We start from the raw sequence: 25,179 nt of genomic DNA on the forward strand, positions 1-25,179 counted from the left end.
AGTAGCGAAAAAAATTCACATCACCGGCCAGCCAGCGCACCCAGCGGAATCGCCTCGGCCATCGCCGCATAACCTGCGTCGCTCGGGTGAATGTGATCGCCACTGTCGTATTCGCGGCGCAGACGCACCGGATCGGCCGGATCGCGCAGTGCCGCGTCGAAATCGGCAACATCGTCAAATGCGTGGCTGGTCCGGATCCATTTATTCACCGACTCGCGAATCGCTTCACGCTCGGGCGGCAGCGAAGCCGGCGTCAACGTCGCTCCGACGATGCGCACGCTGCGCGCATGCGCCTGCGCGATCACCCGCTTGTACCCTGCAATGAGATCGTCCGCGTTCACCCGCGTATGCGGCGCATCGCAGTCGAGCCCGGCCCGCGCCGGCATGGCCTGGAAGTTGATGTCGTTGATGCCGATGAGCAGCACCGCGGTCTTCACGCCCGGGTGCGCCAGCGCGTCGCGCTCGAAACGACGCTCCAGCGCCTCGCCGTAGCAAGGCGAATCGCTCAGCAGCCGGTTGCCGCTGACCCCCAGGTCGATCACCGCCAGCCCCGTGCGTTGCTCCCGCGCGAGTCGCCGGGCCAGCGCGTCGGGCCAGCGGCGGTTCTGGTTCAGCGATGAGCGCATGCCATCCGTGATCGAGTCGCCGATCGCCGCGACGGTTGCCGCCCCCGGCGCCTCCACCGCCAGCCCCGTTACCCAAACGTACTGGGTGAAGCGCTGCTCGAAGGTGGCACCCGAAGCATCGGCCACATGATCGCCCGGCCGCGACACGTAATTCACCTGGTTCGCCACCCGGTGCCACGCCACCATCGTTTGCCCAGCCCCCATATAGGAGCTGATCGCGTAGGCCGACCCCGCACGCAATTCGACGCGCACCGGATCGCTCTCCACAGCCCCGCCAGGCGGCACCGTCACGCCAGGCCGGCCGCCGAAGGTCACCCGCGCGGCCCCCGCATCGCTTGCCGCCGCACCGCCCGACGAAGGCGCGATGCCCATCGTCTCGATGACGAGCGGCGTACGCCCATACTCGTTACTGACATGGATACGGGCAACCTGCCCGCCCAGGGTCGGATAGACGATCTGCCGAACCGTGCGGCCCGCCACGGCCGGCGCCCGATACAGCGGGGGAGGTGCTTCGAGTTGCGGAATCGACTGCAGAGCCGTCGCCCAGCTCGTCACCCACGAGGCCGAGGGCTGGTCGGCAAACGACGGCGCGGCGACGGCCAGCGATGCGAAAAACGCGGCGCCTGCCGCGATACGGGAGACAGCGAGGGGGAGAACCATCTTCATCCGGGAGTACGTGGAAAAACAAAACGTCCATTGTGCCCGACGCCAAGCGGCATCGGCCTTCCAACCCGCTGACAAAAGAAAAATCCACGACTGCCGGACAATCGGGAACACGCCACTGGCGATTCGCGCCCGATTCGCTAAAACTCAATGAGCGCGGCGTGCCGATCCCCTCTTTTTTACCCCACCGCAAAAAATTCATTTACCGACCGGTCGGTTGGTTTATACTGCGCACCATACCCAATCCCGAAGAGAGCGTCCGCCATGTACACGCAATCCCTCGACATCCCCGGCAACGTCGCCCCGCTCGATGCAGATGCCGCGTCGCCGGAGCAGGCCCGGTTCGATGCCGTGATGGCCGCAGACGGCAAGATCGAGCCCCAGGACTGGATGCCCGAAGCCTATCGCAAGACGCTCGTGCGCCAGATTTCCCAGCACGCGCACTCGGAAGTGGTGGGCATGCTGCCGGAAGGCAACTGGATCTCGCGCGCCCCCAGCCTGAAGCGCAAGGCGATCCTGCTCGCCAAGGTGCAGGACGAAGCCGGCCACGGGCTCTACCTCTATAGCGCGGCGGAAACGCTCGGCGTCTCGCGCGATCAGCTGGTCGATGCCCTGCACGCCGGCCGTGCCAAGTACTCAAGCATCTTCAACTACCCGACGCCCACCTGGGCGGACGTCGGCGTGATCGGCTGGCTCGTGGACGGCGCCGCGATCATGAACCAGATTCCGCTGTGCCGCTGCACCTATGGCCCGTACGCGCGCGCCATGATCCGCATCTGCAAGGAAGAGTCGTTTCACCAGCGCCAGGGCTTCGATGCCCTGCTCGCGATGATGGCCGGCACCGAAGCCCAGCGCGAACTCGTCCAGCAGGCCGTAAACCGCTGGTGGTGGCCGGTGCTGATGATGTTCGGCCCGAGCGATGCCGATTCGGTCCACAGCAACCAGTCGGCCAGATGGGGCATCAAGCGCATCTCGAACGACGACCTGCGCCAGAAGTTCGTCGATGCAACCGTCGAGCAGGCCAAGGTGCTGGGCGTGACGCTGCCCGACCCGGATCTCAAATGGAACGAGGCGCGCGGCCACTACGACTACGGCACGATCGACTGGGAAGAATTCTGGCGCGTCGTGAACGGCGACGGCCCGTGCAATCGCGAGCGCCTCGGCACGCGCGTGAAGGCGCACGAGGAAGGCGCCTGGGTGCGCGAAGCCGCGCTCGCCCACGCCGAAAAGCAGCGTCAGCGCGCCGAAAAACACGCCGCGTAACTCATACAGGAATCAGGAAGGAGATCCGAAATGAACAAGGAATGGCCGATCTGGGAAGTGTTCGTGCGCAGCAAGCAGGGCCTCGATCACAAGCACTGCGGCAGCCTGCACGCCGCCGACGCCTCGATGGCGCTGCGCATGGCGCGCGACGTCTACACGCGCCGCCAGGAAGGCGTGAGTATCTGGGTGGTGCCGTCGTCGGCGATCACGGCCTCGAATCCGGGCGAAAAGGCCGAGCTCTTCGATCCGGCCGGCGACAAGATCTATCGCCACCCCACGTTCTACACGCTGCCCGACGAAGTCAACCACATGTAAGAGCGCCCGACATGACAACGCCTACGCCCGGACATCTCGCCTATGTGCTGCGCCTCGCCGATACGGCGCTGATCCTCGGTCAGCGCAACACGGAATGGTGCGGCCACGGCCCGATCCTCGAAGAAGACATCGCGCTCGCCAACATGAGCCTCGACCTGATCGGCCAGGCGCGCCTGCTCTACACGCACGCCGCCACGCTCGACAAGGCGCTGACCGGCCGCGAGCGCACCGAGGACGACTACGCCTACTTCCGCGCCGAGCGCGAGTTCGCGAACTACACGCTCGCCGAGCTGCCGCACTTCGGCCCGCTCGCCGGCACGACGCATTCGGCCAACGACTACGCCGTGACGATCGTGCGCAACTTCCTCTACGCCTCGCTGATGGCGCACCTGTGGACGGCCCTGCTGCGCTCCGCCGATCCGCAACTGGCCGCCATCGCCGAGCGCTCGGTCAAGGAAACGCGCTACCACGTGCATCACGCACGCGAGTGGCTGATCCGCTTTGGCGACGGCACCGGGGAATCGCATCGCCGCGCGCAGGCCGCGCTCGACTGGCTGATGCCCTATACGCGCGAATTCTTCAGCACCGACGCCGTGGAAGCCGCCGTGGCCGAGGCCGGCATCGCGCCGCTCGCCGCGCAGCTCGAAGCCGCGTGGCGCGCCGACGTGGAAGCCGCGCTCGAAGAGGCGACGCTCACGGTCCCGGCGCCGGTGAAGCACGTCACGACCGGCAAGCTGGGCGAGCACTCGGAACATATGGGCTTTGTGCTCGCCGAGATGCAGAGTCTCGCCCGCCAGCACCCCGACGCGCGCTGGTGAGCCGGCACGCAAGTTCGGACTCAATGCGGGCTCAAGCAGCAAAAAGGGAAGTCACGATGCAAGCGACGACGGCAGATCACGCGCTCGAGCGCGCCTGGGCAGTGCTGGAATCGGTACCCGATCCGGAGATTCCGGTCGTATCGATCCGCGAACTCGGCATTCTGCGCGACGTGCGCCGCGCGGCGGACGGCCAGCTCGAAGTGGTGATCACGCCCACTTATTCGGGCTGCCCCGCGATGTCGCAGATCGCGGAGGATGTCGCACACGCGCTCGACACCGCCGAGCTCGCGCCGTATCGCATCGCGACCACCCTGTCGCCCTCCTGGACCACGGACTGGATCACCGACGCGGCCCGCGAAAAACTGCGCGCCTACGGCATCGCACCGCCCACCGGCCAATGCGGCTCGGGCGCGCCAGGCGCCGGCGAGCAGCCCATCACCTTCATGCCGAGGTCCGCAGCGAAGCCACTGCCCGCGCCCGCCTGCCCGCGCTGCGGCTCGCAGCACACCGAGCGCCTCGCGCAATTCGGCTCGACCGCGTGCAAAGCCCTCTACCGCTGCCTCGATTGCCGCGAACCCTTCGACTACTTCAAACCGTACTGATATGGCCACTCCGCAATTCCATTCGCTGCGCGTCCGCGAAGTGCGGCCCGAAACCGCGGACGCGGTCTCCGTCGCTTTCGAAGTCCCGCCCGAGCTTCGCGACGCCTATCGCTTCACGCAAGGGCAGTTCGTCACGCTCAAGACCCATATCGACGGCGAGGAAACGCGCCGCTCCTACTCGATCTGCGTGGGCGTGACCGACTACGACCGCGACGGCGAACTGCGCATCGGCATCAAGCGCGTGCGCGGCGGGCGTTTTTCGAACTTCGCGTTCGACTCGCTCAAGCCCGGCCACGAAATCGAGGTGATGACGCCCGACGGCCGCTTCTTCACGCACCTGAACGCCGAACACGGCAAGCATTACGTGGCGTTCTCGGGCGGCTCGGGCATCACGCCGGTGCTCGCGATCGTCAAGACCACGCTCGAAACGGAGCCGCGCAGCGCATTCACGCTGGTGTACGGCAACCGCAGCGTCGATCAGATCATGTTCGCCGAAGAGCTCGAAGACCTGAAGAACCGGTTCATGGACCGCTTCCGCCTCTACCACGTGCTCTCGGACGATATCCAGGACGTCGAGCTGTTCAACGGCGTGCTCGATCAGGCCAAGTGCGCCGAATTCCTGCAAACCTTGCTGCCGGCCGACGAGATCGACGAAGCGTTCATCTGCGGCCCGGCGCCGATGATGGACGCGGCCGAAGCCGCGCTCAAGGACGCGGGGGTGCCGCAGCCGAGCGTGCACGTCGAGCGCTTCGGCTCGCCGCTGCCGCAGGCGGGCGTAGCGGCAATCGAGATCACCGAAAGCACGCCGGCCGCCGACCTCGAGATCGTCATCGACGGCAAGAAGCGCAAGCTGCGCCTGCCCTACGAGGGCGTGAGCCTGCTCGACGTGGGCCTGCGCGCCGGCCTCGCGCTGCCCTACGCGTGCAAGGGCGGCGTGTGCTGCACCTGCCGCGCGAAGGTGATCGAAGGCGAAGTGAAGATGGACAAGAACTACACGCTCGAAGAGCAGGAAGTGAAGGACGGCTTCGTGCTGACCTGCCAGTGCCATCCGGTGAGCGAGCGTGTCGTGGTGAGCTTCGACGAGCGCTAGGATCCGCCCGCGCAGATATCCCGCATAACGGCCGGCGCGCAACAGCGCGCTTTCAGCCCTCAGGCGATCCGCTTACACTAGGGGCCGCCCGCAACCGGCAATGCGCCGGCAGGCGGGCGGCCCTTTTTTTGCCCTTGTTTGCCCTGGTTCGCGTTTTTTCGTTCAGGCACTCCACCGGATGCGATGAGCAGTCGATGACCACGATTCACCTCACCCACGGCGAGCCGGCAGCGGCCGCGCTGCGCCTGGCACTCGAAGCGGACGGCCGCGCCGACCGCGTAATCGCTCTCCTCGACGACCTGACGGTCGGCCCGCTGCGCGACATCGACGAAGCCGCCGACCCCGCCGCCGCCCAGCGCGCGGCCTTCTGGCAGCGCATCGGCGGCCTGCCCGAGACGCTCACGGCCGACGACTGCGCCGCGCTCGACGCCCTCGAAGCCGACGACGCCCACGTCGTGATCTGGCACACGAACACGGCGGCCGACCAGCTGACGCTGCGCCGCATCTGCTACCGGCTGCGCACCGCGCCGCAGCGGCTGAACGAAGTGCGCCTCCTGCCGGGCGACCTGGCGGGCGAAGCCGCCGTCGCCCACCTGCAGAGCCGCCTGCCCGACGCCGCGCCGATTTCGGTGCTGCGCATCACGCGGCTCGCGCTCGAATGGCAGGAGGCCAAGTTCGCCAACGGCGAGACGCGCCGCTGGCGCGACAACACGTTCACGAGCGGCACCTGGGCCGATCTGGATCTGCTGATCCTCGATATCCTGAGCGCCGCACGCCGGCCCGGGCTCGCGCCCGAGGCGATCGCGAGCGCCCTGCCATGCGCGGGCGCCGGTGCCGCAGTGACCGAACCGGTCGTGCTGTGGCGCCTGCGCGAACTGGCCGCAGCCGGCGAACTGCAACTGCGCGACGATATGCACGCCGCGCCCGCCGCCCCCGAACCCACCCACCGCGCAGCCGCACGACCGGCCGCGCCGCGCACGGCAGCACCCCTCACCTTTTCTCGCTAACCCATAAAAAAATGGCCCGTACCCGAGCGCCCGACCACGAGACCCAACGCGACCAGATCCTCGAACTCGCCGCCGCAAAATTCGCGCAGACGAGCTATCCGAGCACGTCGATGTCCGATCTCGCCGCGGCGAGCGGCACCTCGAAGGCGCGCCTCTATCACTATTACGAGAGCAAGGAGGCCATCCTCTTCGATCTGCTCGACCGCTACACGAAGCGGCTGATGCTGATCATCGCGGAGGTGGAAGGGACGAGCCAGCGACGCGGCCTCGACGAGCGGGAAGCCTTCGCCGAGCTGATCCGCGCATTTCTCGCCGAATACGAGACGTCGCACAGCCGCCACGTGGCGCTCCTCAACGACGTGAAATATCTCGTGGACGCACAGCGCGAAATCGTCCTGAACCGCCAGCGCGACGTGGTGGCGGCCTTCACGCGCCAGCTCGCGCGCGCCTACCCTGGGCGCGTCACGGCGGAAAACCAGACGGCGCTGACCATGATGCTGTTCGGCATGATCAACTGGACCTTCACCTGGCTGAAGCCGGGTGGCCGCATGGGCTACCGCGACTTTGCCGAGCAGGTGATCGGCGTGATGGATCACGGGTTACAAGGGGACTGACCCGACCGCAGTACGTCGCACCTTGGATGAATATCTTGATGCGACGCAGCATGATGCTCATCCGCAACAGTCCAGCCCATTATGCTGACCCTAAAATTTAACTTATAAAAATCAGCAGCTTACGAATTTTCGCCTTTTAATTAGGCGCAACACTCGAATCAAAAATACGGGTTTTCCCTAGCCCCGTACCAGGGTTTTCGCTAGAATTCGTTTTGCGGCGCATCATGCCGCCTGAATTTTAAGGAGAACCCACCATGAACAAGCTTTCGACCCAAGCCGCCGAGCCGATCCTGTCGTCCGGCCGCACGGCCGTGTCCGGTCGTTCGCCCGTCATGGTGCGCGTGCTCACCTCGGCCGACCGCGAAAAGCTCGTGCGTCACTTTCTGTCGCTCGATCCGGAAGACCGCCTGCTGCGCTTCGGCCAGGCCGCGCCGGACCACGTGATCGAAAACTACGTCCGCTCGATGGACTTCACCCGCGACACCGTGTTCGGCGTGTTCGACCATCAGCTGCAACTGGTCGGCGTGGGCCATCTGGCCTACCTGCCGGCAGACGGCAACGGCCGCACCGCCGAGTTCGGCGTTTCGGTGCTGGAAAGCGCGCGCGGCCAGGGTGCCGGCTCGAAGCTGTTCGAGCGCGCGGCCATCCGCAGCCGCAATACGCACGTCACGACGCTCTATATGCACTGCCTCTCGCGCAACGCCACGATGATGCACATCGCGAAGAAGTCGGGCATGAAGATCGAATATGCCTACGGCGAAGCCGACGCGTATCTGTCGCTCGAACCGGCCGACCAGAGCAGCATCATTGCCGAAATGCTCCAGGAGCAGGCCGCCATGTTCGACTACGCGCTCAAGCGTCAGGCACGCCAGGCATCGAAGCTGATCGAGTCGATCCTCCCGCAAGCCATCGCGGCGTGAATCCTGCCTCGCCGCGTCGACTGACGCGGTTGAGCGGTTGATGAAAAAAAGCGGCTCCGGCCGCTTTTTTTTACGTCCGCATGTACGTCTATAGTCGGTGCAGCGAACCGCCCGAAGCGACTATCGAATCGGCAGCGCCGTCGTCTCCTTGAACGTCTGGAGCGAAAAGCTCGACTTCACGTCGATCACGGAAGGATGGTGCAGCAGCTGGTCCTGCACGAAGCGCGAGAAGTGCGCCATGTCCTCCACCTGCACGCGCAGCAAAAAATCCATATCGCCGGTCATGGCGTGGCAGACCACGACCTCCGGCCAGGTCTGCACCGCCGCCCGAAAGAGCTCCGCGTGGGTGACGCCGTCGCGGCCCGCCGCCGTCGGTCCGCGCTTTTCCAGCCGCACGCTCACGTAGGCGAGCAGGTCGAGACCCAGCTTCTGCGCGTCGAGCAGCGCCACGTAGCCGCGAATCACGCCGATCTCCTCCAGCCGCCGGATACGCCGCAGACACGGGCTGGGCGAGAGATTCACGCGCTCCGCGATCTCCTGATTCGAGAGCCGGCCATTCTCCTGAAGGATGGCCAGGATCCGCCGGTCGATTGCGTCCAGTTCGATGTCCGCCATTTTCTGCCGCCCAATAACGTATTCCAGGCATTTTATAGCGCATCGCCTTCCCGCGACGACCCACATCGCAAGTTTTCACCCGAATTGGCGGACTACACTCGCTGCACGAAATCCATGATTCGCGTCGAGGAGACAACCATGCAGGTCCCCACCTGGGATAACCCCGTCGGCACCGACGGCTTCGAGTTCATCGAGTACACCGCGCCGGACCCCAAGGCGCTCGGCAAGCTGTTCGAGCGCATGGGCTTCACCGCCATCGCCCGCCATCGCCACAAGGACGTCACGCTGTACCGCCAGGGCGACATCAACTTCATCGTCAACGGTGAACCCGATTCGTTCGCTCAGCGCTTCGCGCGCCTGCACGGTCCGTCGATCTGCGCAATCGCCTTTCGCGTGCAGGACGCTGCGAAGGCCTACCAGCACGCGCTCGAGCGCGGCGCCTGGGGCTTCGACAACAAGACCGGTCCGATGGAGCTGAACATTCCGGCCATCAAGGGGATCGGCGACTCGCTGATCTATTTCGTGGACCGCTGGCGCGGCAAGAACGGCGCGGCGCCCGGCAGCATCGGCGACATCAGCATCTACGACGTCGATTTCGAGCCGATCGCAGGCGCCGCCCAGAACCCGGCGGGCCACGGCCTCACCTATATCGATCACCTGACGCACAACGTCCACCGCGGCCGCATGAACGAGTGGGCGGAGTTCTACGAGCGCCTCTTCAACTTCCGCGAGATCCGCTACTTCGACATCGAAGGCAAGGTGACGGGCGTGAAGTCGAAGGCGATGACCTCGCCGTGCGGCAAGATCCGCATTCCGATCAACGAGGAAGGCGGCGAGACGGCCGGCCAGATCCAGGAGTACCTCGACGCCTATCACGGCGAGGGCATTCAGCACATCGCGCTCGGCACGAACGATATCTACGCAACGGTGGATGGCCTGCGCAAGTCCGAAATCGCGCTGCTCGATACGATCGACACGTACTACGAACTCGTGAACCGCCGCATTCCCGGCCATACGGAGCCGCTCGACGAACTCAGGAAGCGCAAGATCCTGATCGACGGCGCGCCCGAAGACCTGCTGCTGCAGATCTTTACGGAAAACCAGATCGGGCCGATCTTCTTCGAGATCATCCAGCGCAAGGGCAACCAGGGCTTCGGCGAGGGTAACTTCAAGGCGCTGTTCGAGTCGATCGAGCTCGACCAGATCCGCCGCGGCGTGGTGCAGGACAAGGCCTGATACCGGTCTCCTGGCCGTGCGACCATGAAAAAAGGGCGAAGATCACGCGATCTTCGCCCTTTTGTCTTTCTGGGACCGCCTTCGCACACCCGGCGGCGGCCCACGGTGAATAGAATGCCGCGCGGATCAACGCAGCATCGCGGAAATCATCAGGACTGGCGCTCGGTCCGGGTGGTCCCGGTCGCGCCGACATCGGCCTTCGCGCACTGCGTATATGGCGCAATACGCGACGCAGTACGGGCAAGCGCATTCGCCGAGCCGTTGCTGCTCGCATTCGAATGCAGCGGCGCGCTCATGGCGAAGAACGCGGCCGAGACCGTCAGGAAGGTCTGGATATGTCGATGGTTCATGCTGGACTCCTTTTTTCAGACTGCCTGTTGCGGTAGTACCCCTTGCAGTAGTCCCCTTTTTTCCTGCCAGGGGCGCTGCGCGGTTTGCACAGGTGGGGAATTAGACAGAAATATCAAGTTGGGTTCCGGATTTGTGTAGTTTTTACATGCTGTTACGCCACGCAGCATTCAGACACATCCACTGTTACACAGCACCGGCCGGTTTGGCGCGAGACACGCTGCCGCAAGCGAGGCCTGCCTGACACAACGGCTCTTTCCGACGCCGGGCGGCGGGTTTGCCCCAGTGCTACCATCACTAAAAACACGCCAATATGGCGCCCCGGGCCAGAGCATCCACAAGATGCCGAGGCACTGAAGGTTCTGGTGATCCCAAGACTATGGTGGATGGAGGAGTACAAACAATGAATGCCCCGCTAGACGCTGGTCAGCGTGCTTCGCTCGAAGCCGCGCTAGCTTCCGTCACGCTCGACGACAAATACACCCTCGACCGCGGCCGCGCGTACATGAGCGGCATCCAGGCGCTGGTCCGCCTGCCGATGCTGCAGCAGGAACGCGACAAGGCAGCGGGTCTCAATACTGCGGGGTTCATCTCCGGCTATCGCGGCTCGCCGCTCGGCGGTCTCGATCAGTCGCTCTGGAAGGCGAAGAAGCATCTCGCCGCCCATCAGATCGTTTTTCAGCCTGGTGTGAACGAAGACCTCGCGGCCACGGCCGTGTGGGGCTCGCAGCAGGTGAACCTGTACCCGTCGGCGAAGCACGACGGCGTGTTTTCCATGTGGTACGGCAAGGGCCCCGGCGTGGACCGCTGCGGCGACGTGTTCAAGCACGGCAACTCGGCCGGCTCCTCGCGTCACGGCGGCGTGCTCGTGCTCGCCGGCGACGACCACGCGGCCAAGTCGTCCACGCTCGCGCACCAGTCGGAACACATCTTCAAGGCCTGCGGCCTGCCCGTGCTGTTCCCCTCGAACGTGCAGGAATATCTGGACTTCGGCCTGCACGGCTGGGCCATGAGCCGCTACTCGGGCCTCTGGGTCGCCATGAAGTGCGTGACCGACGTGGTCGAATCGTCGGCGTCGGTCGAGATCGACCCGCATCGCACCCAGATCGTCCTGCCGGAGGATTTCCTGCTGCCCGAAGGCGGCCTGAACATCCGCTGGCCGGATCCGCCGCTCGTGCAGGAAGCGCGTCTGCTCGACTACAAGTGGTACGCGGGCCTCGCCTATGTGCGCGCCAACAAGCTCGACCGCGTCGAGATCGATTCGCCGCACGCGCGCTTCGGCATCATGACGGGCGGCAAGGCCTACCTCGACGTGCGCCAGGCGCTCACCGACCTCGGCCTCGACGATGAAACCTGCTCGCGCATCGGCATCCGCCTCTACAAGGTCGGCTGCGTGTGGCCGCTCGAAGCCCAGGGCGCGCACGCGTTCGCGCGCGGCCTCCAGGAAATCCTCGTGGTCGAGGAAAAGCGCCAGATCCTCGAATACGCGATCAAGGAAGAGCTGTACAACTGGCCCGATGCGCAGCGTCCGCGCGTGTACGGCAAGTTCGACGAGAAGGACGGCGCCGGCGGCGAATGGTCCGTGCCGATGGGCAACTGGCTCCTGCCGGCCCACTACGAACTCTCGCCCGCGATCATCGCGAAGGCCATCGCCACGCGGCTCGACAAGTTCGACCTGCCCTCCGACGTGCGCGCGCGCATCGCCGCGCGCATCGCCGTGATCGAGGCGAAGGAAAAGGCGCTCGCCAGGCCGCGCGTGCAGGTGGAACGCAAGCCGTGGTTCTGCTCGGGCTGCCCGCACAACACCTCGACGAACGTGCCGGAAGGCTCGCGCGCGATGGCCGGTATCGGCTGCCACTACATGACCGTGTGGATGGACCGCAGCACCAGCACCTTCAGCCAGATGGGCGGCGAAGGCGTGGCGTGGGTCGGTCAGGCGCCGTTCACGAACGACAAGCACGTGTTCGCGAACCTGGGCGACGGCACCTACTTCCATTCGGGGCTGCTCGCGATCCGCGCGGCCATCGCCTCGAAGGCGAACATCACCTACAAGATCCTCTATAACGACGCGGTCGCCATGACGGGCGGCCAGCCCGTGGACGGCGTGCTCACGATTCCGCAGATCACGCATCAGGTCGCCGCCGAAGGCGCCGCGAAGATCGTGATCGTCACCGACGAGCCCGAGAAATATGACGGTGCGGCGGGCGGTCCCGTGACGTCGCTCGCACCAGGCGTGACGATCCATCACCGCGACCAGCTCGACGAGATGCAGCGCGAGTTGCGCGAGATTCCCGGCACGACGATCCTGATCTACGACCAGACCTGCGCCACGGAAAAGCGCCGCCGCCGCAAGCGCGGCGCGTATCCGGATCCGGCGAAGCGTGTGGTCATCAACGAGGCCGTCTGCGAGGGCTGCGGCGACTGCTCGGTGCAATCGAACTGCCTTTCGGTCGAACCGCTCGACACCGAATACGGCACGAAGCGCCAGATCAACCAGTCCACCTGCAACAAGGACTTCTCGTGCGTGAAGGGCTTCTGCCCGAGCTTCGTCACTGTGGAAGGCGGCCAGCTGCGCAAGCCGAAGGCAGAAAGCGCAGGCAGCAACACGATGCCGGCCGTGCCGACGCCCGACCTCCCCGACCTCGCGCGCCCCTACGGCGTGCTGGTGACGGGCGTGGGCGGCACCGGTGTGGTGACGATCGGCGCGCTGCTCGGCATGGCCGGCCACCTGGAGAACAAGGGCGTGACCGTGCTCGACGTGACGGGCCTCGCGCAAAAGGGCGGCGCCGTGATGAGCCACGTGCAGATCGCGAACCAGCCCGCCGATATCCACGCCACCCGCATCGCCATGGGCGAAGCGAAGCTCGTGATCGGCTGCGACGCCATCGTGACCGCCGGCGACGACTGCGTCTCGCGCATGCAGGGCGGCCAGACGCACGTGGTGCTCAACGTCGCCCCGACGCCGACCGCCGACTTCATCAAGAACCCGAGCTGGCAATTCCCGGGCTCGAACACCGAAGCCGACGTGCGCGCGGCGGCCGGCGCCGACAACGTCGCCGCCGTCGATGCCAACCGCTACGCACTCGCGCTGCTCGGCGACGCGATCTACACGAATCCGTTCGTGCTCGGCTATGCCTGGCAGAAGGGCTGGCTGCCGCTCACGCACGAGTCGCTCACGCGCGCGATCGAGCTCAATGCCGTGCAGGTGGAGAAGAACCTCGCGGCGTTCGAATGGGGCCGCCGCGTCGCGCACGACCGCGCCGCCGTGGACGCGCTCGTGAAGAAGCCGCAAGCCGGGCAGAACACCGACGCCGCGGGCGCGAAGATCGTCGCGCTGCATACGCCCAAGGCGCTCGACGCGCTGATCGACAAGCGCGCCCAATACCTCGCCGCGTATCAGAACGACGCCTACGCGTCGCGCTACCGCGCGCTGGTGGCGGACGTGCGCACGGCCGAAGGCAAGATCGATCGTCCGGATGGCCAGTTCGCGCTGACCGAAGCCGTGGCGAAGAACCTGCACAAGCTGATGGCGTACAAGGACGAGTACGAAGTGGCGCGACTCTACGCCGATCCGGTGTTCCTCGAAAAGCTCAAGGCAACCTTCGAAGGCAACTGGAAGCTGAAGTTCCACCTCGCGCCGCCGACGTTCGCCAAGCACGACGGCAAGGGCCAGCTGGTGAAGAAGCAATACGGCCCGCACATGCTCAGCGCGATGCGCGTGCTCGCGAAGCTCAAGTTCCTGCGCGGCACGGCGTTCGATCCGTTCGGCCGCACCCAGGAACGGCGCGACGAGCGTGCGGTGATCGGTGAGTACGAAGCGCTCGTGCGCGAACTGGCCGGCGGCGTGAACGCGGAGAACCTCGGGCTCGCCGTGGAACTCGCGAACCTGCCCGACGGCATCCGCGGTTACGGTCACGTGAAGGAGAACAACCTCAATGCCGTGCGCGCGAAGTGGGCTACGCTGCTTGGCAAGTGGCGCTCGCCGCAAGGCGGCGCGTCACGTCACGCGGCTTGAGGCTTCGGCTGGCTTTGAGCTGACTTTCCAGCTCATCACTTAGACCGACAAAAGCAAGGGGCGCTTCGTTTGCACGAAGCGCCCCTTTTCTTGGGTCGCCGGGGCTCGAGCGCCTGAATCAGACGCCCGGCCTTTCACGCCATCAACGTGCTGCCGCCTGCTTCGTGACGGCCGCGTTCGCCGAAGCGACCGCCGTCATGTTGATGATGCGTCGCACGGTCGCCGCCGGCGTGAGGATGTGCACCGGCTTCGCCGCGCCCAGCAGGAACGGCCCCACCGTCACGCCTTCGCCGCCGATCACTTTCAGCAGGTTGTACGCGATGTTCGCCGCCTCGAGGTTCGGCATGACGAGCAGATTCGCCTCGCCCGCGAGCGTCGTGCCCGGGAACGACTGCTTGCGGATCAGTTCCGAAAGCGCCGCGTCGCCGTGCATTTCGCCGTCCACTTCGAGCTGCGGCGCACGCTGTGCGATCAGCTCGCGCGCCGCCTGCATGCGCTGCGACGTGGACGAGCGCACGCTGCCGAAATTCGAGCTCGAGAGCAGCGCCACCTTCGGCACGATGCCGAACTTCTCGATCTCGCGCGCGGCGAGGATCGTCATGTCGGCGAGCTGCCCGGCGCTCGGCACTTCGTTCACGTAGGTATCGCAAATGAAGATGTTGCGGCCCGGCAGCATCAGCAGGTTCATCGCCGCGTAGTTCTCGGCTTCCTTCGCCTTGCCGAACACCTGCTCGACGAACTTCAGGTGATAGTCGAAGCTGTTGAGCAGGCCGCAGATCATGCCGTCGGCGTCGCCCAGATGCACGAGAATCGCGCTGATCAGCGTGTTGAACTTGCGCATCGACGCCTTCGCCACTTCCGGCGTGATGCCCTGGCGCGCGCCGAGTTCGTGGTACGCCTGCCAGCTCTTCTGGAAGCGCGGATCGTCCTCGGGATCGACGATCTCGAAGTCGGTGCCCGGACGCAGCTTCGAGCCCATCTTCTTCAGGCGCATTTCCACGACCGACGGACGGCCCACGATGATCGGCTTCGCGATCTTCTCGGTCAGCACGAACTGCGCGGCGCGCAGCACGCGCTCGTCCTCGCCCTCGGCGAACACGATGCGCGCCTGGCTCGCCTTCGCGGCCGCGAACACCGGGCGCATCACCATGCCCGTGCGATAGACCGTGGCGCCCAGTTGCTCGCGGTAGGCGTCCATGTCGGCGATCGGGCGCGTGGCCACGCCCGAATCCATCGCGGCCTGAGCGACGGCCGGCGCGATCTTGATGATGAGGCGCGGGTCGAAAGGCTTCGGAATCAGGTAGTCCGGGCCGAATTCGAGCGAGTGGCCTTCATAGGCCTTCGCCACTTCGTCGCCCTGATCGGTTTCTTCCGCCAGCTCGGCAATCGCGCGCACGCACGCGAGCTTCATCTCTTCCGTGATGGTGGTCGCGCCCACGTCCAGCGCGCCGCGGAAGATGAACGGGAAGCACAGCACGTTGTTGACCTGGTTCGGATAGTCCGAGCGGCCCGTGGCGATGATCGCGTCCGGGCGCACCTTCTTCGCCTCTTCCGGACGGATTTCCGGCTCCGGATTCGCGAGCGCGAGGATCAGCGGCTTCGTGCCCATGTCCACGACCATCTCGGGCTTGAGCACGCCCGCGCTCGAGCAGCCGAGGAACACGTCCGCGCCCTTGATGGCGTCGCCGAGCGTGCGCGCATGGGTGTTGGCCGCGTAGCGCGCCTTCGAGGGATCGAGGTTGCCGCGGCCCTCGTAGATCACGCCCTTCGAATCGGTAACGAGGATGTTGTCCTTCTTCAGACCCAGCTTCACGAGCAGGTCCAGACAGGCGATGGCCGCCGCGCCCGCCCCCGAGCACACGAGCTTCACGCTGCCGAGTTCCTTGCCCACGACCTTCAGGCCGTTGAGGATCGCCGCCGAAGCGATGATGGCCGTGCCGTGCTGGTCGTCGTGGAAGACGGGGATCTTCATGCGCTCGCGCAGCTTCTGCTCGATGTAGAAGCACTCGGGCGCCTTGATGTCTTCGAGGTTGATGCCGCCGAGCGTCGGCTCGAGCATGGCGATCGCTTCGACGAGCTTGTCCGGGTCCGATTCGTCGAGTTCGATGTCGAACACGTCGATGCCCGCGAACTTCTTGAAGAGGCAGCCCTTGCCTTCCATCACCGGCTTCGCGGCGAGCGGGCCGATGTTGCCGAGGCCGAGCACGGCCGTGCCGTTGGTCACGACGCCGACGAGGTTGCCGCGCGAGGTGTACTTCTGCGCGTCGAGCGGATCGGCGTGGATCGCTTCGCACGCGGCGGCCACGCCGGGCGAGTACGCGAGCGAAAGGTCGAGCTGGTTCGAGAGCGGCTTGGTGGGCGTGACCGAGATCTTGCCGGGCTTGGGATTCTGGTGATACGCGAGAGCGCTTTGCTTCAGTTGTTCATCCATTTTCTGGCCTGCCTGGACGTGAGAGACGTGAGAGGTTTTATGGTCATGAACCCGCCGCCTCGCAGGGCACGCTCAGGGGTTCGACAGCGCGCGTTCCGGTCTGCAACCCTGGCGTGAAAACCACGGACCTGACACACGGCGAAGCGCCCCTGACAGGCAGCGAAGCGACGAGGGCGAATTGGCGGGGGAAACTAGTGTACACCCCGGGCAGGGCGCGGCAACTCGGGTTCAGGACTGATACCCGGGATAGCTCAAGTGCGAGATCACCACGGGTGAAACGGCAGGGAAAACGGCGCAGGGACGGGCTCAAAGCCCATTAAAAGATCACTCGATAACCACTAGGGAACCGCATGGGCGAAGCGTTACCCGGGTCACTCCAGTGCGGCGCCGCGTCGCTCCGGGATCAGGAAGAGTGTCGCGAGGACATCGAGTACGTAGATCGAGGCGAGCATCGCAAGCGCGGCCCCGAACGAGAAACGTGCGGCCAGCGCGCCGACAGCCAGCGGCCCGAAGCCGCCCACGGCCCGGCCGATGTTGAAGAGCACGTTCTGCGCGGTGGCGCGAGCGGCCGTGGGATAGAGCTCGGAGATGAGCGCGCCGTAGCCGCCGATCATGCCGTTCACGAATACGCCCATGGCGGCGCCGCCCACGAGCAGCGCCGCCGGCGCCGTGAGATGGGCATAGACGAACACCATCACCACGGCGCCCACCTGATAGAAGAGGAACGCGGGCTTGCGTCCGAACCGGTCGGCGGCCACGCCGAAGAGCCCGATGCCGAGCGCCATGCCGGCAACGGTCGCCGCCGTCCAGAGGCCGGACTTCGTCAGCGAATAGCCGAATGAGTGCGAGAGATAAGCGGGCAGCCAGATCATGAGCCCGTAGTAGCCGAAGTTCTGCACCGAACACAGGATCGCGACACCCAGACTCGCACGCGCGGTGCGGGCGTCGGCGACGAGCAGGCGCAGCGCGCGCGGCCGTTCGCCGCGCGGCGCCCCGGCCACGCGACCGGCATGGGCGACGAAGAGCGCCGGCTCCTCCACGCGGCGCCGCACCGCGAACGACACCACAGCGGGCAGCAGGCCGAGCGCGAACATGCCGCGCCAGCCGATCACGGGCAAGAGCCACGGCGTGAGGAGCGCGGCGGCGAGCACGCCCAGCTGCCAGCCGAGCCCGACATACGACGAGGCTCGCGCGCGTAGATGCGCGGGCCAGGCCTCGGCCACGAGCGCCATGCCGATGCCGAACTCACCGCCAAGGCCAATGCCCGCGAGGGTCCGGTAGACGAGCAGATCCGTATAACCGCGCGCGAGCGCGCACAGGCCGGTGAAGACGGCGAACACGAGGATCGTCCAGCTGAGCACGCGCACGCGGCCGTAGCGATCGCTCAAGAGCCCGAAGACGATGCCGCCCGCCACGGCGCCCACGAGCGTCCACGTGACGAGCGAGCCGGCCTGCGCGGTCGACAGATGCAGGTCGGCGCTGATCGCCGGCAGCATGAAGCCGAGCATCAGCAGGTCGAAGCCGTCCATCGCATAACCGAGCACCGACGCCACGAGCGCGCGCAAGGCATGGCCGCGCGTCGTGTCGGCAGAGGCAGCAGGAGGAGAAACGGCGGTCATGAGGGCATCCTGTACGGGAGCCGGGTGTGACAGGTTCAAGACACCGGGCAAACCGGCGTGAGTGTAATGGCGAGTCCCCGGCGTCACAACCGCGAAAGAAAAATCCGCCCGGCACGCCATTCGGCGCAAGCGGCGATCGCCCCCCAAAATACCGCCCATAGCAGGCGCCGTGCGGCGCAAATCGGTCGGGCAACTCGTCGCGGCCCGTCAAGTCGGGTAAAATACCGGGCTACGCGCGCAAGAGAAGCCGTCCGATCCGAGCGGGTGAACATCGCCCCCGCACCTTCGGGCCGCGCACACAGACCACGGTTTTCGCCGGGTCAACCGTGCCAGCGCCACCGGGCACCACGCCCGCACTCCCCTCGCTCTCACATCCAAGGATTCGCCCATGACAGGCTACGATCGCCAGACGATCTCGGACACGACCGCCAAAATGCTGCTCGAAGTGAAGGCCGTGCACTTCAACGCGGAAAAGCCCTTCATCTTCACCTCCGGCTGGGCGAGCCCGGTCTATATCGACTGCCGCAAGCTGATCTCGTATCCGCGCGTGCGCCGCGGCCTGATGGAAATGGCCGAAGCCACCATCCTGCGCGACGTGGGCTACGAACAGATCGACGCCGTGGCCGGCGGCGAAACCGCGGGCATCCCGTTCGCGGCATGGCTCTCGGACCGCCTGATGGTGCCCATGCAGTACGTGCGCAAGAAGCCGAAGGGCTTCGGCCGCAATGCGCAGATCGAGGGTCTGCTCACCGAAGGCCAGCGCGTGCTGCTGGTCGAAGACCTGACCACCGACAGCCGCAGCAAGATCAACTTCATCAACGCGCTGCGCACGGCCGGCGCGACGGTGAACCACTGCTTCGTGCTGTTCCACTACAACATCTTCAAGGAAAGCGTCTCGGTCCTGAAGGACATCGACGTGGACCTGCATGCGCTCGCCACGTGGTGGGACGTGCTGCGCGTCGCGAAGGAATCCGGCTACTTCGAGACGAAGACGCTCGACGAAGTCGAGAAGTTCCTGCACGCACCGGCCGAGTGGTCGGCCGCGCACGGCGGCGCGACCGCGGCACCGCAGTAAAGCGCTGCAGTAAAGCACCGCAGCAAGCGAAGCGCGCGGTACGAACGCAAAGGCCATCTGCCCGGCTGGGCAGATGGCCTTTTTTCATGGTGCGCGGTCGAAACCGGGAATACCGCTATATTTTGGATCGGGAACACAATTCATACGAGCCCGCCAGCAACGCTCGGACGCGTTTTAACCAACATAGAGGAAAACCCGTCGATGGCCCATCCGTATGCCTGGATTCTCATCGCGGCGCGGCGGCGGCTGCGCGGTGCGGCTCGGGGCACGCTCACGCTCGCCGTCGTCCTGAATGCGATCGGCATCGCCCATGCCGAAGGTACGTTTTCGCTTTCGAGCACGACGTTTCGAGACGGAGGACAGGTCGCGACCGCCCAGGTTTTCGATCAGGACAGCTGCAAAGGCGGCAACCGCTCGCCGCAGTTGAGCTGGCGCAATGCCCCGGCGGGCACGCACAGTTTCGCGATCACGATGTTCGACCCCGACGCGCCCGGCCGCGGCTGGTGGCACTGGGCCGTCGCCAACATCCCGGCGAGCATGAACGCGTTGCCGGAGAATGCGAGCGCCTCGGGCACGCTCGCGAAACTCGGCGCCGTCGAGGCGCGCAACGACTTCAACACCAGCGGCTACGGCGGCCCGTGCCCGCCGCCCGGCAAACCGCATCGTTATGTCGTCACGGTGTATGCGATCGGTGCGGACAGACTGGTAGCTCTCGACGAAGGACGCCCCGCGCCCATGTTCGATCACGAAATCGGCGCGGCATCGCTCGGCAGCGCGCAACTCACGGTCACTTACGGGCGCTGATGCTGTGTGCGCACACCCCGCATCCTTTGCTTCGCATCAGGAAATTCAGTCCTTCTTCGGGCTGCGCACAGCAGGGCGCGGGCGCGCGGCGGAAGTGATTAAGATGGTGCGACGCCACAGGCGTGCCCGTCCAACTTCCGCCGGAGTCCTTTCATGTCCAGAATCGTCGTTGCATATCACAGTGGCTATGGCCACACGAAGAAACTCGCCGAAGCCGTGCTCGAAGGCCTCCAGGGCGCGGGCGCGCAGGCGAAGCTGATTGCCGTCGCCGATATCGACGACGCCGACTGGGCCGATCTCGACGCCGCCGACGCCATCGTGTTCGGCGCGCCGACCTACATGGGCGGCGCCTCGGCCGACTTCAAGAAGTTCGCCGACGCTTCGTCCAAGGCGTGGTTCACGCAAAAGTGGAAAGACAAGATCGCGGCGGGCTTCACCAATTCGGCCACGATGAACGGCGACAAGTTTTCGACGATCCAGTACTTCGTCACGCTCGCGATGCAGCACGGCATGATCTGGACCGGCACCGGCCTGATGCCGGCGAACACGAAAGCGGCGACGCGCAGCGACGTGAACTTCGTGGGCGGCTTCACGGGCCTGCTCGCACAGTCGCCAGCCGACGCTTCCCCCGACGAAGCGCCGCCCTCGGGCGACCTGGAAACGGCACGGCTCTTCGGCGCGCGCATCGCCGCCGTCACGGCGCGCTGGCTCGCGGGCAAGAACGTCGGCGCATAAGGCCGACCTACAGCTGCCCTACAAGCCGACCCGCAAGCCGCCCCGCAAGCCGACGCATAAGCGTCACACGCGGGTCGCATCATGGAATCGCCTGTGCGGCGCACCGGTCCTGGGCGCCGCGCATCGCGCGAGCTTCATCCGTACCTACGGGTTACTCCCGATTTTTTTCCGGGGCGCCCGCACGACCTGGCACCTAAGGTCTTAAAATACCGTTCCGGCGCCGCACGGCTCGACTGGGTCTGCGAACGGGGCTGCGAAATTCGCGCCCACGGGCGCGCGCCGAGGGCCTATTTACCCCTGCGTTCAGAGAGATCGAGATGAGCACGAAAGTTTTTGTCGACGGACAGGAAGGCACGACCGGCCTGAAGATTTTCGAATACCTGTCAGCGCGCGCCGACGTCGAAATCCTGCGGATCGACGATGCGAAGCGCAAGGACGTCGAGGAACGCCGCCGTCTCATCAACGCCTCCGACGTGACGTTCCTGTGCCTGCCCGACGTCGCCTCGCGCGAATCGGCCTCGCTCGTCGAGAACGACCGCACCGTGCTGATCGACGCGAGCACCGCGTTTCGCACGAGCCCCGACTGGGCCTACGGCCTGCCCGAACTCACCCGCCAGCAGCGCGAGCGCGTACGCAGCGCGAGACGCATCGCCGTGCCGGGCTGCCACGCCTCCGCATTCGTGCTGGCCATGCGCCCGCTCGTCGAAGCCGGCCTCGTCGCGCCCGATTTCGCGGCGCACGCGTATTCGCTGACCGGCTACAGCGGCGGCGGCAAGAAAATGATTGCGGAGTACGAAGCAGGCGGCAATCCAAAGCTGATGAGCCCGCGCCCCTACGCGCTCGGCCTCACGCACAAGCATCTGCCGGAAATGGCGTTCCACGGCGGCCTTTCGGGCGCGCCGGTGTTCACGCCGATCGTCGGCCCGTTCTACAAGGGCCTCGCCGTCACCACCTATTTTTCGCCGCGGCAGCTCACGCGCCGCGCAACCCCGCAGGACGTGCTGGCGCTCTACGCCGAGTACTACGCCGGTGAAGCATTCGTGCGCGTGGCGCCGTTCAACGCCGACGAGAACCTGGACAGCGGCGCATTCGACGTGCAGGCCAACAACGACACGAATCGCGTGGACCTCTTCGTGTTCGGCAACGACGAGCAGTTCGTGACGGTCGCGCGCCTCGACAACCTGGGCAAGGGCGCTTCGGGCGCGGCGATCCAGTGCATGAACCTCGCGATCGGCGCAGCGGAAGATACGGGACTCAAAGGTTGAGAGGGCTGCGCGCCGATGCCGCCGTCGCACGGTGGTGGCAGCGGGAAAATCTGATGGGATTTGACGGAACAAGCGAAACCGGCTCTGCAAAGGGCCGGTTTTTTTAAGCGTGGTCAGAACGTACGGACGAAAAAAAGCCCGCCAAGCTGGCGGGCTTAATCCATATCAGAGGAGACATGGAGGAGACAGAAACGAGTATAGCGAGATATGTGGTGCAACGCAACATGTAAAGTAGTACGCACCCTAAGCGTTGCCGGATTACAACACTTCATGCGTGGCCGATCATCGAAAGAATGAAAGTCAGCTGATCGAGGCTCACGGGACGTACCAGATGGACGTCGAAGCCCACCGCCAGCGCCTCGTCGCGATGGCGCGAATCGGCCCAGCCTGTCAGTGCAAGAAGAAGCGGCGTGCGTTCGCCGCAGGCATCGCGCAGACGCCGGACGATGGTCGCCGGGTCGTCTTCCTGCAGCGACAGCGCGACGATCACCACATCCGGCGCAAAGCGCGCGGCGGCGAGCACGGCATCGTCGAGCGTGCGCGCCACGGCGATCGCGTAATCGAGGTCGGTCAGCAGTGTGCCGAGCCCCGTCAGCGACTGTTCGTCGTTGTCGGCGATCAGGATGCGTGTGTCCATCCGCCGTCTCCCTTCCCCATGCGGGGCCGATTCCCACCCCGTGCCATTCGCGTTCTGACATCCCCGCTGTCATTGTGGCGGCCCGTTCCGGCGCGTTTTGTGCGGCACCGCTCGGTCGTATGAGGATTGTGGCGGCTCGCTTTGCGCCCCGCTTTGCGTCCCGTCTGTCAGACCATTCGCCGTCAATACTTCGACCAGCGAATCGCGCAGGAGTGCGACGGGCCGCACGAGCCGCCCCGGCAGAGCATGGTGCACGAGCCACGCATCGACGCCCGCCTCGAAATCCGCCACCTCGACCGTCTGCAGCGCGTCGCGAAACGGGCTGCGCGCGAGAACTTCCGGCGACACGATCCCGATGCCGATCTGCCGCGCCACGAGAGAAAGCTGCAGGTCCGAGCCGAACGCCTCGACGGCCACGTTGAACGGCAGCCCCGCCCGCGTGAGCGCGCGCGAGAGCGCCGAACGCATGCCGCAGCCGTCCTGGTTGAGCACCCACGGGTGCGGCGCGAGATCTTCGAGCGTGACCGGATCGGTCGGCAAGCCCAGCGCGCGCGCCGCCACGACGGTGGTCGGCATGAAGGCGAGCCGGGTGCGCTCGAGTGTCTCCGGCAGCGCGCTGTCGCCCGGCATCAGCACGACGGCGGCATCGATTTCCGCGCGCTCGACCGACTGCAGCAATCCCGGCGACCAGCCTGCCGTGATACGCAGCGTGAGTTTGGCAAAGGCGCTGCGCAGGCGATCGAGAGGCTGCTCCAGCGCGAGATCGGAGAGAAACGGCGGAACGCCGATGCGCAGCTCGCCGCCTGGCTCGCTCTCGGGCGAGGCGACCGCCAGCAGTTCGTCCACGGCACCGAGCACGTTGCGCGCGAGGCGGTACACCTCGCGGCCGGCGGCGGTGGGCTTGAGGGGCTTGGCCTGACGGTCGAGCAACTCGAGGTCCAGCACGCTTTCGAGGCTCTGGATGCGGCGCGTCAGGCCCGGCTGGGTGAGATGCAGCCGCTCGGCGGCGCCCACGATCGAGCCGCTCTCCACGACCGCGACGAAAGCCTGCAGATCACGCGTATTCAAAACAATCTCGCATAATCAATATCAAGATATTTCAATTGTGACATAACCATAGCGCTTCTAGGATACGCAAAACAGACCTCACCCGGAGCGCCGACATGCCTGGTCCAGCCGAAATTGCCCCTCGAACGTGTTCTGCCGTTTCGCCGCCGCCGCCCTGCTCCTCGTCCGCCGATCTGCGCGCGCCGGCGCCGGGCGAACTCCACGCCGGCCAGTTGACCACGCCGATGACGCTCTTCTTCGGCGCCGCCGTGGGCCTCATCATCGTCAACCTGTTCGCCGCGCAGCCGCTTACCGGTCCCATCGCCGCCTCGCTGAAGCTGCCGCATGCGCTGGGCGGACTCGTCTCGATGCTGCCGCAGCTCGGTTATGCCGCCGGACTCGTGCTGCTCGTGCCGTTGTGCGACCTGATCGAAAACCGCCGCCTGATCGTGCGCACGCTGCTCGCCTGTGCGGCGCTGCTCGCCGTGCCGCTCTTCGCGCAGTCCGCCTGGGTATGCCTCGCCGCGCTGTTCCTCGCCGGCGCCACCTCGAGCGTGATCCAGATGCTCGTGCCGATGGCGGCCTCCATGGCGCCCGAAGCGCACCGCGGCCGCGCCGTGGGCAACGTCATGAGCGGTTTGATGATCGGCATCCTGCTCTCGCGGCCGCTCGCGAGCGTGATCGCCGGTTGGGCCGGCTGGCGTGCGTTCTACGGATCGGCGGCGCTCATCGACGTGCTGCTCGCCGCCGTGCTCGTGCTGCGCCTGCCCACCCGCACACCGCACGCCCACACCCGCTACGGCGGGCTGCTGCGCTCGCTCTGGACGCTGCTCGCCACCGAGCCCGTGCTGCAGCGGCGCGCGCTCTCGGCGGCCCTCGCCATGGGCGCGTTCAGTGCGTTCTGGGCCTCGATCGGGCTGCGGCTCGCCGCAGCGCCGTTCGGCTTCGGCATGCACGGCGTGGCGCTCTTTGCGCTGGCCGGCGCGAGCGGCGCCGTGGTCACGCCGCTTGCGGGCCAGGCCGGCGACCGTGGACACGGCCGCGCCGCGCTGTGCTTCGCGCATCTGCTCATGCTGGCGTCGATCGCGCTGATCGCCGTGGCCGGCTCGGGCGGATTCGGTTTTGCCCCGGAGGCGCATCCGCGGCTCGCGCTGGCGGCACTCGTGATCGGCGGAGCGGCGCTCGACGCGGGCGTCATCATCGACCAGACGCTCGGCCGGCGCGCCGTCAATCTGATGAACCCCGCCGCGCGCGGGCGGCTGAACGGATTGTTCGTCGGCGTGTTCTTCGTCGGCGGCGCGTTGGGCGCCGCGCTGTCGGGCGCCGGCTGGGCCATCGGGCAGTGGCGCGGCGTGTGCGCCGTAGGTCTCGCCTTCGCCGGCGCTGCGTTCCTCTACGGGATCGCGGGGCGCAGCAACCGGGTGGGAACCTGAC

General features: G+C 66.1%; 22 protein-coding genes. 15 read left to right on the plus strand and 7 right to left on the minus strand.

Annotated elements, in window-relative coordinates; genetic code table 11:
* Window positions 1-20: 20 nt before the first annotated feature.
* Window positions 21-1,286: an SGNH/GDSL hydrolase family protein gene (locus tag U5760_RS30745; RefSeq protein ID WP_322016102.1), complete on the minus strand. Its 1,266-nt coding sequence runs from the start codon at window positions 1,284-1,286 to the stop codon at window positions 21-23.
* Window positions 1,287-1,553: 267 nt separating this feature from the next.
* Between U5760_RS30745 and paaA the strand changes: the two genes are divergently transcribed.
* The 8 genes from paaA (at window position 1,554) to U5760_RS30785 (ending at window position 7,918) form a co-directional block, all read left to right on the plus strand.
* Window positions 1,554-2,552 (plus strand): 1,2-phenylacetyl-CoA epoxidase subunit PaaA, encoded by a 999-nt coding sequence (gene paaA / locus U5760_RS30750; protein WP_322016075.1) that lies wholly within the window; start codon window positions 1,554-1,556, stop codon window positions 2,550-2,552.
* A gap of 30 nt (window positions 2,553-2,582) precedes the next feature.
* The gene (paaB, locus tag U5760_RS30755) at window positions 2,583-2,867 is read left to right on the plus strand and encodes a 1,2-phenylacetyl-CoA epoxidase subunit PaaB (protein WP_322016076.1); all 285 of its coding nucleotides are present in this window, start codon (window positions 2,583-2,585) and stop codon (window positions 2,865-2,867) included.
* Window positions 2,868-2,878: 11 nt separating this feature from the next.
* Complete coding sequence (gene paaC / locus U5760_RS30760; RefSeq protein WP_322016077.1) at window positions 2,879-3,685, plus strand: 1,2-phenylacetyl-CoA epoxidase subunit PaaC; 807 nt, start codon at window positions 2,879-2,881, stop codon at window positions 3,683-3,685.
* Between the two features lie 56 nt (window positions 3,686-3,741).
* On the plus strand, window positions 3,742-4,287 hold the full coding sequence (gene paaD / locus U5760_RS30765) for a 1,2-phenylacetyl-CoA epoxidase subunit PaaD (protein WP_322016078.1): 546 nt from the start codon (window positions 3,742-3,744) through the stop codon (window positions 4,285-4,287).
* A 1-nt stretch (window position 4,288) separates the two neighbouring features.
* Complete coding sequence (gene paaE, locus U5760_RS30770; protein WP_322016079.1) at window positions 4,289-5,377, plus strand: 1,2-phenylacetyl-CoA epoxidase subunit PaaE; 1,089 nt, start codon at window positions 4,289-4,291, stop codon at window positions 5,375-5,377.
* A gap of 194 nt (window positions 5,378-5,571) precedes the next feature.
* Window positions 5,572-6,384: a DUF1835 domain-containing protein gene (locus U5760_RS30775; RefSeq protein ID WP_322016080.1), complete on the plus strand. Its 813-nt coding sequence runs from the start codon at window positions 5,572-5,574 to the stop codon at window positions 6,382-6,384.
* An 11-nt stretch (window positions 6,385-6,395) separates the two neighbouring features.
* Window positions 6,396-6,998, plus strand: a complete 603-nt coding sequence (locus U5760_RS30780; RefSeq protein WP_322016081.1) for a TetR/AcrR family transcriptional regulator — start codon at window positions 6,396-6,398, stop codon at window positions 6,996-6,998.
* Between the two features lie 254 nt (window positions 6,999-7,252).
* Entirely contained in the window at window positions 7,253-7,918 is a 666-nt protein-coding gene (locus tag U5760_RS30785) for a GNAT family protein (protein WP_322016082.1), read from the plus strand.
* 120 nt (window positions 7,919-8,038) lie between these two features.
* Here U5760_RS30785 and U5760_RS30790 read toward each other — a convergent pair whose 3' ends face one another.
* Window positions 8,039-8,533, minus strand: coding sequence for an Lrp/AsnC family transcriptional regulator (locus tag U5760_RS30790; RefSeq protein ID WP_028229563.1), 495 nt, complete (start codon window positions 8,531-8,533; stop codon window positions 8,039-8,041).
* A 138-nt stretch (window positions 8,534-8,671) separates the two neighbouring features.
* On the opposite strand from U5760_RS30790, the gene hppD reads away from it, so the two are divergent.
* Window positions 8,672-9,769, plus strand: a complete 1,098-nt coding sequence (gene hppD, locus U5760_RS30795) for a 4-hydroxyphenylpyruvate dioxygenase (protein ID WP_322016083.1) — start codon at window positions 8,672-8,674, stop codon at window positions 9,767-9,769.
* Window positions 9,770-9,918: 149 nt separating this feature from the next.
* Here the strand turns inward: hppD and U5760_RS30800 are convergent, their stop codons facing one another.
* On the minus strand, window positions 9,919-10,119 hold the full coding sequence (locus tag U5760_RS30800; RefSeq protein WP_322016084.1) for a hypothetical protein: 201 nt from the start codon (window positions 10,117-10,119) through the stop codon (window positions 9,919-9,921).
* Window positions 10,120-10,520: 401 nt separating this feature from the next.
* Here U5760_RS30800 and U5760_RS30805 point away from each other — a divergent pair, with 401 nt between their 5' ends.
* Window positions 10,521-14,132: an indolepyruvate ferredoxin oxidoreductase family protein gene (locus U5760_RS30805; RefSeq protein WP_322016085.1), complete on the plus strand. Its 3,612-nt coding sequence runs from the start codon at window positions 10,521-10,523 to the stop codon at window positions 14,130-14,132.
* A 142-nt stretch (window positions 14,133-14,274) separates the two neighbouring features.
* Here U5760_RS30805 and U5760_RS30810 read toward each other — a convergent pair whose 3' ends face one another.
* Window positions 14,275-16,563 carry an NADP-dependent malic enzyme gene (locus U5760_RS30810; protein WP_322016086.1) on the minus strand — a complete coding sequence of 763 codons (2,289 nt, stop codon included), beginning with the start codon at window positions 16,561-16,563 and terminating at the stop codon, window positions 14,275-14,277.
* 371 nt (window positions 16,564-16,934) lie between these two features.
* Window positions 16,935-18,182 (minus strand): MFS transporter, encoded by a 1,248-nt coding sequence (locus U5760_RS30815; protein WP_322016087.1) that lies wholly within the window; start codon window positions 18,180-18,182, stop codon window positions 16,935-16,937.
* Window positions 18,183-18,570: 388 nt separating this feature from the next.
* Here U5760_RS30815 and U5760_RS30820 point away from each other — a divergent pair, with 388 nt between their 5' ends.
* The 4 genes from U5760_RS30820 (at window position 18,571) to argC (ending at window position 22,061) form a co-directional block, all read left to right on the plus strand.
* Entirely contained in the window at window positions 18,571-19,257 is a 687-nt protein-coding gene (locus tag U5760_RS30820) for an orotate phosphoribosyltransferase (protein WP_296662843.1), read from the plus strand.
* A gap of 201 nt (window positions 19,258-19,458) precedes the next feature.
* A complete protein-coding gene (locus tag U5760_RS30825) occupies window positions 19,459-20,061 on the plus strand; it encodes a YbhB/YbcL family Raf kinase inhibitor-like protein (protein ID WP_322016088.1) in 603 nt (200 codons plus the stop codon).
* 153 nt (window positions 20,062-20,214) lie between these two features.
* Window positions 20,215-20,796, plus strand: coding sequence for a flavodoxin family protein (locus tag U5760_RS30830; protein ID WP_322016089.1), 582 nt, complete (start codon window positions 20,215-20,217; stop codon window positions 20,794-20,796).
* A 317-nt stretch (window positions 20,797-21,113) separates the two neighbouring features.
* Window positions 21,114-22,061, plus strand: coding sequence for an N-acetyl-gamma-glutamyl-phosphate reductase (argC, locus tag U5760_RS30835; protein ID WP_322016090.1), 948 nt, complete (start codon window positions 21,114-21,116; stop codon window positions 22,059-22,061).
* Window positions 22,062-22,329: 268 nt separating this feature from the next.
* Here argC and U5760_RS30840 read toward each other — a convergent pair whose 3' ends face one another.
* Window positions 22,330-22,698: a response regulator gene (locus tag U5760_RS30840; RefSeq protein ID WP_322016091.1), complete on the minus strand. Its 369-nt coding sequence runs from the start codon at window positions 22,696-22,698 to the stop codon at window positions 22,330-22,332.
* Between the two features lie 69 nt (window positions 22,699-22,767).
* Complete coding sequence (locus tag U5760_RS30845) at window positions 22,768-23,766, minus strand: LysR family transcriptional regulator (protein ID WP_322016092.1); 999 nt, start codon at window positions 23,764-23,766, stop codon at window positions 22,768-22,770.
* A 95-nt stretch (window positions 23,767-23,861) separates the two neighbouring features.
* Between U5760_RS30845 and U5760_RS30850 the strand changes: the two genes are divergently transcribed.
* Window positions 23,862-25,178, plus strand: coding sequence for an MFS transporter (locus tag U5760_RS30850; RefSeq protein ID WP_322016093.1), 1,317 nt, complete (start codon window positions 23,862-23,864; stop codon window positions 25,176-25,178).
* Window position 25,179 lies beyond the last annotated feature (1 nt).

The organism is Paraburkholderia sp. J12 (assembly GCF_905220215.1).
GTDB lineage: Bacteria > Pseudomonadota > Gammaproteobacteria > Burkholderiales > Burkholderiaceae > Paraburkholderia.